Source organism: Nitrospira sp., assembly GCA_016715825.1.
Classification (GTDB): domain Bacteria; phylum Nitrospirota; class Nitrospiria; order Nitrospirales; family Nitrospiraceae; genus Nitrospira_D.
This window is the reverse complement of the sequence record JADJXO010000002.1, coordinates 672,281-686,069: the sequence shown is the minus strand read 5'-3', so window position 1 is coordinate 686,069 and position 13,789 is coordinate 672,281. Positions and strand designations below refer to the sequence as shown.

Annotated in this window: 11 protein-coding genes; 9 read left to right on the top strand and 2 right to left on the bottom strand. The window is 55.2% G+C overall.

Annotated elements, in window-relative coordinates; genetic code table 11:
- Window positions 1-6: 6 nt before the first annotated feature.
- Window positions 7-2,442, bottom strand: a complete 2,436-nt coding sequence (locus IPM58_09355) for a leucine--tRNA ligase (GenBank protein MBK9307273.1) — start codon at window positions 2,440-2,442, stop codon at window positions 7-9.
- 29 nt (window positions 2,443-2,471) lie between these two features.
- Between IPM58_09355 and IPM58_09350 the strand changes: the two genes are divergently transcribed.
- Window positions 2,472-3,170 carry a class I SAM-dependent methyltransferase gene (locus IPM58_09350; GenBank protein MBK9307272.1) on the top strand — a complete coding sequence of 233 codons (699 nt, stop codon included), beginning with the start codon at window positions 2,472-2,474 and terminating at the stop codon, window positions 3,168-3,170.
- On the opposite strand, the gene IPM58_09345 is transcribed toward IPM58_09350, so the two are convergent.
- On the bottom strand, window positions 3,167-3,844 hold the full coding sequence (locus tag IPM58_09345; protein MBK9307271.1) for an HAD hydrolase-like protein: 678 nt from the start codon (window positions 3,842-3,844) through the stop codon (window positions 3,167-3,169). The two genes, IPM58_09350 and IPM58_09345, sit on opposite strands and share 4 nt — an antisense overlap.
- 83 nt (window positions 3,845-3,927) lie before the next feature.
- Here IPM58_09345 and der point away from each other — a divergent pair, with 83 nt between their 5' ends.
- The 8 genes from der to IPM58_09305 all read left to right on the top strand — a co-directional run bounded on the left by der (window position 3,928) and on the right by IPM58_09305 (window position 13,756).
- Window positions 3,928-5,310 carry a ribosome biogenesis GTPase Der gene (der, locus tag IPM58_09340; GenBank protein ID MBK9307270.1) on the top strand — a complete coding sequence of 461 codons (1,383 nt, stop codon included), beginning with the start codon at window positions 3,928-3,930 and terminating at the stop codon, window positions 5,308-5,310.
- A gap of 167 nt (window positions 5,311-5,477) precedes the next feature.
- The gene (locus IPM58_09335; GenBank protein MBK9307269.1) at window positions 5,478-6,632 is read left to right on the top strand and encodes a hypothetical protein; all 1,155 of its coding nucleotides are present in this window, start codon (window positions 5,478-5,480) and stop codon (window positions 6,630-6,632) included.
- Between the two features lie 61 nt (window positions 6,633-6,693).
- A complete protein-coding gene (locus tag IPM58_09330; GenBank protein MBK9307268.1) occupies window positions 6,694-7,320 on the top strand; it encodes a sigma-70 family RNA polymerase sigma factor in 627 nt (208 codons plus the stop codon).
- A gap of 16 nt (window positions 7,321-7,336) precedes the next feature.
- Window positions 7,337-7,642, top strand: coding sequence for a zf-HC2 domain-containing protein (locus IPM58_09325; GenBank protein ID MBK9307267.1), 306 nt, complete (start codon window positions 7,337-7,339; stop codon window positions 7,640-7,642).
- A gap of 33 nt (window positions 7,643-7,675) precedes the next feature.
- Complete coding sequence (locus IPM58_09320) at window positions 7,676-9,376, top strand: hypothetical protein (GenBank protein ID MBK9307266.1); 1,701 nt, start codon at window positions 7,676-7,678, stop codon at window positions 9,374-9,376.
- A gap of 253 nt (window positions 9,377-9,629) precedes the next feature.
- Window positions 9,630-10,898, top strand: a complete 1,269-nt coding sequence (locus IPM58_09315; protein MBK9307265.1) for a helix-turn-helix transcriptional regulator — start codon at window positions 9,630-9,632, stop codon at window positions 10,896-10,898.
- A 513-nt stretch (window positions 10,899-11,411) separates the two neighbouring features.
- Window positions 11,412-12,245 carry a thioredoxin domain-containing protein gene (locus IPM58_09310; GenBank protein ID MBK9307264.1) on the top strand — a complete coding sequence of 278 codons (834 nt, stop codon included), beginning with the start codon at window positions 11,412-11,414 and terminating at the stop codon, window positions 12,243-12,245.
- A 32-nt stretch (window positions 12,246-12,277) separates the two neighbouring features.
- A complete protein-coding gene (locus tag IPM58_09305; protein MBK9307263.1) occupies window positions 12,278-13,756 on the top strand; it encodes a hypothetical protein in 1,479 nt (492 codons plus the stop codon).
- Window positions 13,757-13,789: the final 33 nt, after the last annotated feature.

Genomic DNA, 13,789 nt, shown 5'->3' with positions numbered 1-13,789 from the left:
GCACTCCTAGACGACAAAATTGAGCAATTTCTTGTCGACGTAGATGACTTTCTTTGGTTCTTTTCCCTGGAGCCACTCTGCCGCTTCTGTACGGGCCAACCGTTCAATGTCTTCGCGAACCGCATCGATCGGCACTTCGATCTTGGCTCTCAAGCGGCCATTGACCTGGATGGGGATAGTCACACGCTCGCTGACCGTCAGCGCCGGATCATAGATCGGCCACGGCTGCTGCGAAACACTCGGTTGGTGTCCCAATAGCTCCCACAGTTCTTCTGCCAAATGCGGCGCGAACGGCGAGAGCAGCAAGACCAACGGCTCGATCACCCCACGAGGTCGTTGCTGAGCTTTCGTCATTTCATTGGTAAAAATCATCATTTGCGATATCGCCGTATTGAACCGTAGCGCTTCGATATCTTCGGTCACTTTCTTAATCGTCTGGTTGAGCAGCCGCTCATGGTCGAGGCTGGGGGTGGTTGAGACGACAGCACTGGACAGCCGACCTTGCTCATCAACCATCAGTCGCCAGACCCGTTCCAGAAATCGTGTCACCCCTTCCACACCTCTCGTGCTCCAGGGCTTCATCGCTTCGAGCGGACCCATGAACATTTCGTAGAGCCGCACGGCGTCTGCGCCGAATTGATCGATCATCTCGTCCGGATTGACGACATTCCCACGCGATTTTGACATCTTCTGGTTGTCTTCACCCAAGACAATGCCCTGATGCACCAACTTCGTGAACGGTTCCGGTGTGCTGACGACCCCAATATCGAACAACACCTTGTGCCAGAATCGTGCATACAGGAGATGCAGAACCGCGTGTTCGCTTCCACCGATGTAGAGATCTACCGGCATCCAGTATCGTTCTTTCTCCGGATCAACGAGCTGCATGGAGTTCTTGGGATCGATGAATCGTAAGTAATACCAGCAGGAGCCAGCCCACTGCGGCATGGTGTTGGTTTCTCGTCTTGCCGGTTTGTTCGTGACAGGATCGGTCGTCGTCAGCCACTCGGTCAAATTCGCTAAGGGACTCTCGCCGGAACCAGATGGCTTAAAGTTATGCGTCTCCGGCAACACAAGCGGCAGCCGCTCTTCCGGAAGCGGGCGCGCGTCCCCGTCCACCCACACGATTGGGAACGGTTCACCCCAATACCGCTGTCTGGCAAACAGCCAATCGCGTAGTTTGTAGTTGACCGCTCGCGTACCTTTACCATGCTTTTCCAGCCACTCAGTGATCTTTGGGATCGCCTTGTCCGGTGCAAGTCCGTTCATCGAAAAGGTGTTATCGCTCGTCGCCGAATTCACAACTGTTCCACGATTCGTGCCGGTGAAGGCCGCCTCCTGGACATTTCCTCCGGCAATGACCTCTCGAATCGGCAGCGCGTATTGCCGCGCGAACGCCCAGTCCCGTTCGTCATGGGCGGGCACGGCCATGATCGCGCCAGTCCCATAACTCATCAGGACATAGTCTGCGATCCAGATCGGCAATCGCTCTTGGTTCACAGGGTTGATGGCATACCCTCCGGTAAACACACCGGTCTTCTCTTTTTCCAACTCTTGCCGTTGTAAATCACTTTTCTTCGCCGATGCCTCGCGATAGGTCTGCACGGCGGTTTTCTGCTTGTCGCTCACGATCGCCTCGACCAGTGGGTGTTCCGGTGCAAGCACCATATAGGTTGCGCCGAACAACGTATCGGGTCGTGTCGTGAATACGCGGATCGCGCCCTTCTGATCGGCGAGCGCGAAATCAACCTCTGCGCCGATCGACCGGCCGATCCAATTTTTCTGCATCTCCAACGTGCTGGTGGGCCAATCAACGAGCTTGAGGTCCTCCAGTAATCGATCGGCATACGCGGTGATTTTCAGCATCCATTGACGCATCGGCTTGCGAATGACGTCGAAGCCGCCGACTTCGCTCTTGCCATCGACGATTTCTTCATTCGCCAGCACGGTGCCGAGCGCCGGGCACCAGTTCACGGGAACTTCCGCCACATAAGCCAACCCCCGTTCGAAAAGCTTCAGAAAAATCCACTGTGTCCAACGGTAGTACTGCGGATCGGTCGTGCTCAGCTCTCGCTCCCAGTCGTACGAGAGTCCTACTCTTTGCATCTGGCGTTTAAAGGTGGCGATGTTATCCGCCGTCGTCTTTACCGGATGGATTCCAGTTTTTACGGCATACTGCTCTGCCGGTAGACCAAACGCATCCCACCCCATCGGATGCAGCACGTTGAACCCCCGCATCCGCTTGTACCGAGAGACGATATCGGTGGCGGTGTACCCTTCCAGATGGCCGACATGAAGCCCGGAACCGGACGGATAGGGAAACATGTCGAGGCAGTAAAATTTCGGCCTCGCTAGGTCATCGGAAGCCCTGAATGGGCGGTGCTGTTCCCAATAGGCCTGCCACTTCAATTCAATAGCATGATGGTCGAATCCTTTACTCATCGGCGGCTGATCTTTCCAAGCATTAAAAAATGACGAAGGACTCTAACACAGACCCCCCGGGGTCACAAGATTTCCGACCGGCTGCGGTTTGCTATACTGCACCGTTGATGGGACTCTACGCCTCTCATATCTTCCCTCGCCTCATGGACTATGTGATGCGCGGCGAGAAATTTCAGCGATTGCGGAGGGAGCTGCTGCAGCAGGTGTCCGGCGAGGTGTTGGAAATCGGGATTGGAACTGGGCTCAATCTTGCTCACTACGGCCCCAACGTCGTGCGGGTGCGCGCCGTCGATCCCGCCACTATACTCTCCGCACGTGTCAGGGAACGTCGTGCAACCGTACAGTTTCCGGTGGAGATTACCCATCAACGCGCCGAACAGCTTCCCTATCAAGATCAGATATTCGATACCGTCGTCAGCACATGGACGCTCTGTACGATCCCTGATCCGACACTCGCACTGCGAGAGGTACGGCGTGTCCTTAAACCAGAGGGGAGGCTGTTATTCTTGGAACATGGTCGGAGCAAAGACCAAAAGATCGCGGTGTGGCAGGATAGATTGAACCCCATGCAGAACGTGATCGGCTGCGGCTGCAACCTCAACCGGCAGATTGATCGGATGATCTCTCAATCCGGCCTCACGATCACGCACCTTGATCGATTCAGCATGCAGGGTGTGCCAAGATTAGCCGGCGAGATGTATCAAGGCACGGCCGTCGCACAACGCTAGCCCGTCGACCGACCGTTCATCAGCGGCGAAAACTCCGTGATGGAAAGAAACTGAGGCAACGTAGATGGCGGAAGTCGCGAACTCGACTTGGCGCTGTGAACCAAATACGCCACTCCAAATTCTTTTGCCGCGATCAGACAGCCTTCGTCGTCATCCATAAACAATGAGCGAGATGGATTAAATCCCAACAATCGCTGACAGTTCGGCCAATACTCTGATCGCATCTTGAGAGCGCCGACCTCAAACGCATCCACAATCCGATCGACATGGCGATCCAAGCCCGTCTTGGCGACTTTGATCGACACCCCGGCTTCATGCGCATTCGTCACAATAGTCACGCGTTTCCCTAACCTCCTCAGGTGCCGGAGAAACTCCTCGGCACCGGGCAAAAATCCGATCATGTGATCGAGTTCCTTGTGCATCGCCACCACATCGATGCCGACCTGTGTCGTCCAATAATGGAGATCGGTCCAGGCCAGTTCGCCCTCGACCGACCGGTACATCGACATCAGTCGCTCTCGGGCTTCCGCAAACGAGATGGCGTGGAGCGTGGCATATCGACAGGGTAGTTCCTCCTCAAAAAAGAAGTTGTCAAAATGGCGATCCAGCAACGTGCCGTCCATATCAAGCAGCACATCATCAATTTGGGACCAGTCAGGAGCGTGCTGAGTCATAGGGCATAGTATAGCGGAACGACCAACGGGAAGACGAGGCGAGTTGTGTTTGAGAAAAATCCTATGTTACGGTCCGTCCGATCATGCCGCGCACCAAATCCAACCCCCAGCAGGAGCCAGCCCTTCCGGGACTGCCACCAGAAGGCAGCCCGCCTCCGCTCGTCGCGATCATCGGCCGGCCGAACGTGGGAAAGTCGACGCTGTTCAACAAGATTTTGGGCCAAAAGATCGCCATTGTGGACGATGTTCCAGGCGTGACACGCGATCGCAACTATGCCGACGCCACCTACCGCAATCGAAAGTTTCGTCTGGTCGATACAGGGGGGCTGGATCTCTCCGCTTCGGACAGCATGTTGACCTTGATCCGACGGCAATCAGAACTAGCCATTGCCGAGGCCGATATCCTCATTATGCTCCTCGACGGGCGTTCAGGCTTGACGCCTCCGGACCATGAAGTGGTGAAACTTCTGCGCGGCGTGACCAAGCCGCTGTTCTATGCCATCAACAAGATCGATACGCCAAAATCGGAACCTTTATTGGCCGACTTCTACCGATTGGGGACCGACCAACTCTATCCCATATCCGCCGAACATGGCCTTGGAGTGGCCGAGCTGCTGGATGCCATCTACCCGCTGCTGCCCCCTGCCGAGGAATCGGAGGAGCTGCAGCAATTACCCCGCATTGCGGTCGTGGGACGGCCGAACGTCGGCAAATCCACGCTGGTGAACGCGCTGCTCGGAGAAGACCGTGTCGTCGTTAGTACTGTTCCTGGAACGACCCGTGATCCCATCGACTCACTGGTCACCCACCAGGATCAACGCTATGTTTTCACCGACACGGCAGGGATCAGACGGCGTGGCAAGATCGATCGCGGAGTGGAAGGGTACAGCGTGCTCCGATCGCTCCGTGCCATCGGTCGGTCGGACATTGCGGTCCTGCTTTTGGATGGGCTGGAAGGTGTGACCGAACAGGATACCAAAATTGCCGGAGCCATTCTCAAGCAGGGGCGCGCCTGCATTCTCTTGATCAACAAATGGGACTTGCGCGCCGGCGATGAGACGGCACGGCAGGAGTATGAGCTCGAGCTCCGCCGCCGATTTCCGTTCCTGGTGTGGGCTCCCATCCTCTATGGATCAGCCATCACACCCGAATCACTCCGACGCCTCTTCCCGCTTCTGAGAGACGTGCATGCCATGTTTACGAAACGAGTCCCCACCGGCGCACTGAATACCTGGCTACAAAAGATCCTTGCTATCCACCCCTTGCCGGTGCGTAAACACAAGCCATCGTTGATGACGAAAGCGGCTTTTATCACGCAGGTGGCCACCAAACCGCCGGTCTTCGCCTTATTTGTCGGACATCCGGGAGACATGACGCCTGCCTATCTCCGGTATTTGGAGAATCAACTCCGCGAGACCTACGGCTTCACCGGCACACCGCTCCGGATCATGGTCAGGAAAAAATAGCTGACATCATTTCTCTTAATCAGCACACGCCGTAACCCTCCTTCCAAAACGTTCTTTCGGGTTGACTCCACGGGGAGCACATGTTATTCGCATAATTGAGTAGGATTTTGGGGCGATCGCGATCACCAATGGCGAGTACGACCGAATCAGATTTGAAATCCTGGACGATGATTCGACGGTCATTGATTCCCCAAATAGTCTGCACCTTCATCCTCGTGGGAACACTGACAATGGGAACCACGAGCGTGGCGGAAGATCGCGTCTTTCAGGATCCATTTAACCCCGCTACTGGGCAACCCGAGACATCCGGTAAACCCCGCATACCATCTGATCCAGTGCTGCCTGCTCACCCAGACTCGCCTTCAGCGAAGGAGCCACCACTCGAGTCGGAGATCCCTGATCAGGCAGAGGAATCGGCTGAGCCAGATTCCTCCATCCTGTTCGAGGAAGAAGAAACGGAAGAAATCGAGCCCGAGGTTTCTGCTCCAGAACCTGAGCCCAATCCATCAATCATGCTGACGGGCCGCGTCTGGCGAGCCAAGCCCGGCATCGTCTTCCTCAAGACCCCGGTTGGGCTTTTATCCCTGAGTTCGAAAACCACACTCAAAACCATCCCGGCTTCACAGGAAGTGTCCTTTGTCATCCACAACGACCATCTTGTAGTCGATATTGTGAAACGAACCGACGGGACACTCGTTCACCGCTACCTGAGCGGGCCGCTCAATCTGAGCCCAGACGATGACACGCAACTGTTAGGATGGACACCTGAAGGCGAGCAGGCCTTCCACCTGGGCAACCAAGCACAGGCTCTCGCAAACCGGAAAGACGGCGATTCCATCACCGTAGAAGTTGATGGTAATCATTCGGTTCTCGGTGTCCACGATCTGCAGTTCGACCTTCAGGTCGGGCAGATCGCACCGCGTGGATCTAACACACGCCTCTTGCTGACCGGCACCATCTCCAAACTCAAGTCCAATTTTATTTTCTTTCGGACTCCGATCGGGATCGTCAACGTCAACGCCAAGATCGGCATCAAGAATGTGAAAGTCGGACAGACCATGACCTTGTGGATGCATGACCACCACGTCGTCGCGGATCTCGCTCCATCCAACGATGCGGCTCCCATCCGGCGATTCGTCACCGGCCCTTTGGAATTCGCCACCCCGGATCGATCGAGTGTCCGGCTCTGGACGCCAGAGGGAGACCAGACCTACCCGACCGATCGAGGGAAAGGCGCGCTGATCGGGAAAAAGGAAGGAACACCGATCACCGTAGAGCTCAACGGGGCCGGCGATGTCGTCCAATTCCACCTGGTGAAGTAGCGTCCGCACCTCTTTTCTTCGTCTTGACTCTCTTTTCAATCCCCCCGTAGACTGCCAGGCCATGCGCACATCCACTACTGATCGGTCTTCACCGCCGTCCTCACTTCATGCACGAGCGGCCAAGGTGTTCGATACGCTCTATCGTGATCATGTGGACCTGGTCTATCGGTTTGCGCATCGATTATGCGGCGAGCGGGAGGCGGCGAAAGATTTGGTGCAGGAGACGTTTCTGAATGCCTACCGTGGATTCGAGAAATTCCGTGGTGATGCCCAAGTCTCAACATGGCTCTATACCATCGCTTCCCGGGCCTGTTTACGTATGCGGCGGAGACGAAAGGGCGCTCCTGAGCGAGAATTATCGCTCGAAGAGTTCGTCCCCACATCGGAGGGCGAGTTTCGTCTGCAGATTCCGATCGACGGCCTCAGTCCTGAAGAAGCGCTCCAGAACAAGCAGTTGCGTGACGCGCTCGATACAGCGATCGATCAGCTGCCGAAAAAGTATAAGATGGTCTTAGTGCTTCGAGACATGGAAGGCCTGAGCGCCAAGGAAGTCGGAACCATTATGGGGTTGAATGAGCGAGCGGTAAAATCGCGCTTGCACCGAGCCCGGCTGTTTGTCCGTCGCCATCTCAGCGCCAAAGGGCTCGGCCAGGAGATGACTGACCACGAACACGCGTTATCGGGATAGCGGAGGAAACGGTTCTATGGCAAAGCGCCACACTTCCACCAAGCAGACACGGTCCTCGACAGCTCAGCATCAGCATGACCATGAGAAGGGCCGCTGCTTGAACATTCTCCGCCAGCTGTCGGCCTATATCGATGATGAACTCGCAGGAGACATTTGCAGCGAAATTCGTCGGCATTTGGGCAGCTGTCCCAACTGTGAAGTGTTCGTCTCTTCCCTACGTCAGACCGTCTCGCTCTGTCGCCATCGCCCGAGCCCGAGCTTATCGACGGACGATCGGGCCATGATGCGCCAGAAAATCCTGAAAGCTACCCAGATTCGGTAATCCACAACGTCTCAATTTCATTCCATCATGATCATGAACCCACTCCTTGGAATTCTCATCCTTTCGGGATTATTCACGGCACTCGATACGACCGTGCCGACTCTTGCCACCGCAGCCTCCAAACCCTCGCACCAGGCGAAGAAGGGGGGAACTGCCAGGAAGGCCGTCGTCGATACCGCCCTGCGATATGCCAACGCTATCGCGCAGGGTGACACGGTCACTGCGGGACAACTAGACTTCGCCTGTCAGTACACATTGCTGACCGCTCCCGCTGCTGAGCCAAAACCAGCGGCACCAACCAATGCCTCGTACGACGACTGTTGGCAGGCACTCACTGCGGGTCATGCATCGCTCTTGCAGCGATCTGACATTGGAATGAACGTCCTCTGGCCAAGCACCGGTCCGCTCGTGTTTTACGGCGATGAGCTGTCCCGCGCACCTGCCTCCGCATTTGTGATGGATATTCTCGGGCTCACACCTCCCGGAACGGGCCTGCACCTCGCCGTCACAAACAGCCGTATACTCCCAAATGGATCCTTCCGACTCACATCGAACGGGAACGTCATCGGCGTTCCGACCACACTGGTCGAGCTAACAGTCCAGTATCAGGATCCGCTCACCGCTCCCATCACCTATGGACCAGATACGGTCCAGTGGACAAGTACAATTAAGCGAGAACGGCGTGCAGTTAAATCCATCGTGACGCAATGGGTGGTCTTCAGCGGACTCAAGCGGCACGGATTTCCACACGACACCGCCGTGTTTCATCTCCCAGTAGAAACCGCACCTGAAGCACCAGGCATGGTTGCAGAGAGAATCCCGTTCACGACCGAGACCAGTCGCGGCCTTCCCGACTCCATCGTTTGGTGGGGCCCTGACGACCAACCCGGCACGCTCACCGCCGCTGCCGCTCGCGCCGCTTCATTTCCTGAACTGCGCGACCGTGTCGCCCTGCTCAATCGCATCCTCATCATCGACCCGAATCAAGTGGATGCGCTGACTGTCCTCACCAAGAATCTGTACGGCATCTTGCTACGAGAGGCGGCTCAGAACCATAAATTGGCCGTCAAGGATCCGGCGCTCTCCCTCACAGTCAACGAGTTTTATTGGACCATTGCTGCCGCTTCGACCCGTCTGGATCTCTCCTTAGGGATGGAAGTGGGCGGCTTCTCCCAGCCAACGCCGGCAGACCTGCTCTATCGATTGCTGCCCGCGTTACAGACACTCGCAAAGCTCCATCCTGAACGGTTGGATAACCGGTTTCGCCTAGGCATGGCCTATCGTTGGAATAATGACCAAGTTCCGATGATTGACACATTTGAGGCATTGATCAAAAACATTCCGGCTGAGCGCAAAACACCCAGGGCTGAGGGCCTGCTCCAACTCGCCTGGTCTCGCATCAATAAGGTGGCCTGGAACCGGATTTTGCATGATCCCGACAGCGTCCGCGCCTATGAAGACGCGCTCGCCTCGGCGGAGCTCGCGGAATTGCCGATCGACAAGTTTCTCGCGCACTACACCATGGCCTACAGCATGATTTTTATGCCGGACTATGGGGAAAAAAGTCAGATGCTCCAGCACCTCACCGAGGCCAAACGCTGGTTCGACGAGATACCCGGAAAAGACGAGGCGGTCTGGCGGTATTTCCTCGCGAGCGATGGACTGAAGGCCGTGCTCGACGCCGATCCGATGTTTCAACCCATCTTGGCCTCCACTGAACACCCCTCGGAGTAGTAGCCTACTCGCTCCTCAATTTGATGGACACACGATGACGGTGACCTTGCACCGCCCTTAGCATCACGAACTCGCATCGGATAAACAGCAGTCAGTCCATTGCTGTCCATACGGAAGAGTTGATTACTTGGGAATAGTGACTGAGAAGTGTGGTTTCACCGAATAGGAATTGATGTCAGCGGGTGACACTGAGACGCTGTCCATTGTATACATCACATATTCCGACCTGTAGAGGAACGAACAACTCAAACCCATGAACACGAAGGATTGGGTGGGGCTCATTGAGGAGGTGTACAGGCTCGAGGATGACGACGACACCTGGCTGAACCACGTACTCGAGCATGCCGCATCGCTAGCAAGTCGAGGCTTCTGGCCTACCATCGGTACCTATCAGTACACCCCGAGAAACCTGAAGCTTGTACGAACCGCTGCGTTAGGACCAGAGCATGCACGGGACATTCTCGCAGCAAGCATGCAGGTACAAACTCCCACCGTCAGTCATTTCTTCCGCAGCGGGCCGGCCGTCACCTCTCTCAGCGAAGCCTTATTCACACGTGAACCAGGTTTGGCGGCTGTTGTTCAGCAGATTACGAACGGTGTCGTGCACGACAAGCTGGCAGTCAAGGGGCTTACGGGTCAAGGTAGCGCACTAATCCTGTGCTGGCTGTTCTCGAAACCAATTATACCGACCGTGCAGGAGCGACACCGCTGGCAATGTGCAGCCAGCCATCTGGGCGCCGGGCTTCGGCTGCGAGAATCCGTACAGACCCTAAACCTTGATTCCCTTCTGGTGGAAGCCATTTTTGACACCGCCGGCAAGCTCCACGACGCCCGTCAGGGAGCAGAACGTCAGACGGCACGTGCCGCATTGCAGAGAGCGGTCCGCCGCCTCGACCAGCTTCGAACCCGCCAAGGTCGTAGCAACCCTGACCGTGCGTTGGCAGCCTGGGAGGGCCTTGTGCAAGGCCGCTGGTCGCTCATCGACCATTTCGATTCTGACGGTCGCCGGTTTGTTCTTGCGATCAAGAATGACCCCAGATTTCCTGATCCACGCGGCCTCACCCTGCGCGAGCGCCAAGTCGCGGAATTCATCGGCCAAGGGCATAGCTGCAAGGAGATCGGCTATATGCTCGGGATCTCACCCTCCGCCGTGACGAACTGCACAACGCGTGCAGTTCGCAAACTGCGTTTGTCATCGCTCACCGAGCTTGCGGCATTTTTTTCGCCCAACGGACCACGAGCCACACTGGAAGAATATGGAGTGCATGGCGACAGATTGCTGATCGGCACCTATCCGCTCCTTCCTGCTGATCAGATTATGAACCTGACAGACGCCGAACGAGCGATACTGGCGGCGTTGTTGGCAGGCTCCACAAACCGAGACATTGCCCAACGCCGTAACTGCAGTGAGCACACCGTGGCTAATCAAGTGCAGGCGATCTTTCGCAAAGTCGGAGTGCGTTCACGCAGCGAACTGGCCGTGCGGCTGCATAGCGATGCGCCAGACTGCACCAACGCATAGTGTCGCCTATGGCCTGCATGTGTAAAACTAACTATAGCGTCCTCTCACGTCTCCTCGTATTCTTGCCAGCCTGACAACAGTAAGTCTGGTTCTATTTGTTCTTCTGGCATCTCTAGGAAGGCCAGGCGCAATGTATGCGTGTGCTGAAAAAACTATTCATGGGCTGATCAACAAGATACTCATGTGGGGAGTACAAAGGTAGGTGCTCTCCATTCCACCAAGACAAAGTTCATCAGCCTAATCCTGATTAGGGGGAGGGCTGGTCTATCCAGAACATATTTTTTTAATAACCTGTCAGTATCTGATCAGATACACCCCTGTATCTCATATTTGTAGGTATTAGTGTCATCGAATGTTTCAACCTAACAACCATCGCCATTTTGATAGCGTGACTTTCAGGAATAACTCTTGCTGAGTGTTCGTACCTCGTAGAGGTTCCTGAACCGGTTACCGTAAAGAGCCACATAGAGGACATTCTATCGACGATTATCGGCGGTTAAGGAGGTGCCTATTATGATGTCTATCTGGAGAACGTTTTCACTCTTGGCTTTTAGTCTAACAGCATCAATTGGAATTCTCGCGAGCAGTACCGAACAGACATGGGCGCAGGCGTCTGATCTACAGTCACCGGCCACTGACATCAAAGCTTTGGTCGAAGAGACATTACGACAACATCCAGATCTCATCCTTCACGCGTTGAAACAAGATCCGGTGATGATTGCGGACCTCGTAGAACGCGGAACCGAAATTCGAAAAGCAAAGCTCGAGGAAGCGCAATGGCAGGCAGAAATGGCGAACCCAAAAGTTGCGACGGTTGCGGAAGATCGTCCTATTCGCGGAGCGCGCAACGCGCCGATCACTGTCGTGGAGTACAGCGATTTCGAGTGCCCCTATTGCAGAGCCGTATCCCCGACACTGCAGGAAGTGCTGGTAGCGTATGAAGACAAGGTCCGTCTCGTCTACAAACACAATCCATTGAGCTTCCACGCCACGGCCGAGCCAGCAGCGCGCTATTTTGAGGCCATCGCACTGCAGAACGAAGACGAGGCTTGGCGATTTCATGACCTGGTGTTTCAGCAGCAGCGTAACTTGTCTCGCGGCGTCGAAGCCGTGCAGGAAATTGCTGCGACACTGAACATCGACCACGCACAGCTCGAACGCGATTTACAGAGTGACGCAGTGACGCAACGTATTACAGCTGATCGAGCGGAAGCAGAACGGTTCGGCTTCGACGGCACACCCGCGTTCGTGATCAACGGCGTGTCATTAGTCGGCAATCACCCCAAGCGAGACTTCGATCGTATTATTAGGAAAATGCTGCCAGAACCACAGGCAATGGCACAGTAGGCTTGTCTACTTATACTTAGGAGGGTCCCGTCATGAAAAGGCTGAAGCACGTGGTCAGCATCTGTGCGATCGTAGCGCTTGTCTGGCTCTGCCCGCTTTCATCGGTTTGGGCGGGTAACTTCGATGCGAACATTCACTTTCATATCAACACGCAGCGGTACACTTACGACGAAATCGTAAAGTGGCTGCGGGTCAACATCGAGATGGCCGAGTCGCTCTATAGCAATAACCCGGCTTTGGTCATCCACCCGACGTTTGTGCAGGAGAATCACACCGCAATCAAGATTCAGACGGATTCCAACGGGAAGAATTTTAGTTATCTTGGGTTCGATAATGTATCTGACCTTGAAAAGTTTATGGACGACAACTTCGACAATCAGGCTCGTACAAAAACAGACGGGCATCTCACAGTGCTTGTCGTCGACACGGTCGTAAAGAATGAGGAAAAGAACAAGGGCTTGTGCGGTCGAGCGACCTTTCCTCACTGGGTCAATCCGTTCAACCGAAAGCGGGGCATCATTATAGCTACCTGCGTGGTGGCGGATACCGACCCGAAAGTCCTGACTCAGCGATATCTACTCGCACACGAACTTGGGCACTTTTTCTCACTCAAGCACACCTTCGAGCCTTATGTGAATCTGAATCCCCTTAGTGTGTCGAACTGCAACAAAGAATTCGGTAATCACATAAAGTGTAATTCCTGCCAGGGTCAGGTTAAGCCCGATAGTGCTGGTGATCTCCGTGAATGCAAAGGAATTTCAAATGTCATGGACTATTGTACGTCAGGAATTGGCAAAGAAGTCCTAAACGCCTGTCAATTGAGCCGCGCTGCTAAGCAGCGCGAACGATACCTAACGAGCGACGGGAAGACTGATTATCAGGCTATGGCCGGCTTGCGTGGCGAAGGACAGTGTGAAGCCGATGCTGATTGTGAGGACGACGAGTTCTGTACCGCTGGGGTGTTGGATCTAAAGCGGAATGTCTGCAAAGCAAAGAAACCGTTAGGCAGTAGTTGTACAGATAAACGGCAATGCGCCTCCGACCGGTGCAACCTTGGTACCTGCAAGGTTGCCGATGAATGCCAAGCGGATTCGGATTGTGGGGCCGGTAACTATTGCGGTGAGCCTATTGCGGGACAGCGCACGTGCAAGGCCAAATTGAGCGACGGTTCTGTCTGTACTAAGGCCGATCAATGTCAGGCCGGTCGATGCAAGACCGGATTCTGTTCTGCACCAACATCGGCATCGATGGGCGAATCGTGCCGTTTCGACGACGAATGCCGAGAGGGGAAGTGCACCGCACCTGTCGGTGGACTGACCAAGGGAACCTGTGTCTGTAAGAAAGACTCGGACTGTGGCTCCGGGAAATGGTGTGATGGCGGAGTTGACGCCAAAGTAAACGCCTGCCGTCCCAAACTGGATAAGGGCGAATCGTGCGCAGGCGTTGCCGGGAATGACCACAAATGCAAGTCTGGCCAATGCTCGGGTTTCCCGAAGTATGTGTGTAAGTAGTTCGAGATATGGCCTGGGTTTGGCAGGCTGCAG